At 64.3% G+C, this 2172-nt stretch carries 1 pseudogene; it reads left to right on the top strand.

The features are described from left to right. Positions 1-285: 285 nt before the first annotated feature. Positions 286-2172 (top strand): annotated as a pseudogene (locus ACM0PB_RS20155) (hypothetical protein); the annotation flags it as partial.

The following is a 2172-nucleotide window of genomic DNA, read 5'->3' as shown; positions in this document are numbered from 1 at the left end:
GCGGCCTGTCCGCCTGGGGTGGCCTCAACGTCTCGCGTGGTGATCACGGCTACCGCCAGACGAGCGCACAGCTGGGCGTGGCACGGCGCTGGTAGGACAGCATCGATGTAGCGCTGAGCCTACGCCCGGCGGCTTTCCTGGCCGCCAGCGTAGGCCCGCAATGCGGGCCGCGCAACGCCAGATGAACCCACCGTCCCCTGTACTGCCTGATTGCAACAAGTTGCATGGATGGCCTCTGCGACAGAAGGGACCATTTGCGACATTGCCTTTCTTCGGAGCGCCTTCATGTGTCGCAATCATCCTGTCGTCCCCTCTTTGGGGCTGCTTGCTGGCGTGCTCGCCGGCTTCTCGGCGCAAGCGCAACAGGTCATCGCCGACGGTGATGAGCAGAGGCCTGCAGCCGGTGACTATCGAGCCTACAGCAGTGACGCTGCGCCGGTATTCCACGCGCTCAACGGCGGTTCGATCATTCCCTCAGGATCGGTGAATCTCTACCAGTGGGGCGCCGACGTTCCAGCTGTCCGGGTCGAAGGCTCGGGAAGCCGCGTTGCGCTGGAAGGGGGCAGTATCTTCTCTGGGGGGAGTAGCGCGCCCGGCATCTCTGTTGGCACGGGAGGATACGCCCGTCTTTCTGGCGTGCATCTGGAAACCCGCTCTTCGAAGGCCGTGGCCGTGGCGGTCGATGGTGAAGGGAGCCGGGCCGTGATCGAGGGCGGCAGCATCCAGACCAACGGCAGGCGTGCGCATGGCATCTCGGTGGGTGCTGGCGCGGTCCTGCAGGCGTCCGGCACACGCATCACAGTGAGTGGTGAGAGCAGTAGCGGAGTTCTCGTCGAGGGAGGGGAGGTTGCTCTGGAGGATGTGCATATTCAAGGTTCTGACAAAGGGTCCACGGGCCCTGCTATCGACGTATCAGGCGGCCGGCTGCAGATGCGGGGAGGGACGATCCTGGCACGGCGTGGATACGCCTTGAATGCGACCGGAGGGACCACGACGCTGGACGGGGTGCTGGTGGAACTGCCGGCGGGCCCGAGAGAGGGCATCATGGTTGCCGGCACAGCGCACGTGATGCTCAGGGATGTACGAATTGTCGAGCAGCCCATGTCACCCAGAGATATCCATGCCATCCGGGTGCGGGAGAACGCCAAGGTGACGCTGGATCGTGTCGCGATCGATCTGAGCGACAAGGATGGCGGGTCCTATCCCAAAGGGCTGTCCCTGGCGGCCGGCGCAACCGCGACGGTCAATGACAGTCGCATAGTTGCCGGTGGTGGTGTAGCTATCGACAGCTACAACGGCACGCTGGTTGTTGCCGACAGCGAACTGAGCGGCGCCCTCGCTTTGGCCCTTGGCAGCAGTGCTGTTGCGATATCCGGAAGTCGATTGCGTAGCGATCTGTATCACGCCATTAACGTGATTGGTGACGGAAGCCGACTGAGCCTTCACGGCAGCGGTGTTTCCGCAATAGGCGATGCGTTGTCGATGACTGGAGCGGACAATCACGTGGACGTCGTGGGCAGTCGGCTTGAAGCCTCTGAGGGAGAAGACCGGTATTTCCGTGCCGGCCTGCGGCTTTCCGGCGAGCGAAGCACGGCCCATGTCGATGCCAGTGCGGTTGTGGGCGGCATCGGCGTGAGCCTGTCTGGAAACACCTCGCTGGATGCGCGCCATTCGGAACTGCAGTCCACGGCTGCGGGGGGCGCGGCACTGTGGCAGGAAGGTGGCGTGGCGAGGGTGCATGAAAGCGCGCTGCGCGCATCTGGCACCGGTGCGGCTGGCTTATGGGTCGATGGCAGGCATTCTGCCACGCCGCAGGCCGAGGTGATCGGATCCTGGGTTGAAACGACTGGTGACGATTCGCCTGCGGTGGTTGCACGCGATGGCGGCACAGCGCACTTGCGGGAAAGTGCCGTCGTCACGCGAGGTGCCCAGGCGCATGGCGTACTGGCAGCGGGTACGGGTGAAATCGTCCTGCATGACACCCACGTATTGACCGAAGGCGAGGGCTCATGGGCGGCAGTAATCAACGATGGCGGGCGCCTGCAGATCGATGGCGGATCGCTGGTAAGCCAGCAGTACGGCGGCGCCTGGATCCGTTCCACGCGTGATGCCGGACTGGCGCTGGGCAAGGGCGCGGTGCTGTACGGTGGCAACGGCATCGCCGTGCAGCTG

Origin of the sequence: Stenotrophomonas sp. AR029, assembly GCF_047520695.2 — a bacterium.
In the GTDB taxonomy this organism is placed as follows: domain Bacteria; phylum Pseudomonadota; class Gammaproteobacteria; order Xanthomonadales; family Xanthomonadaceae; genus Stenotrophomonas; species Stenotrophomonas sepilia.
This window is presented reverse-complemented; position numbering and strand designations above follow the sequence as displayed.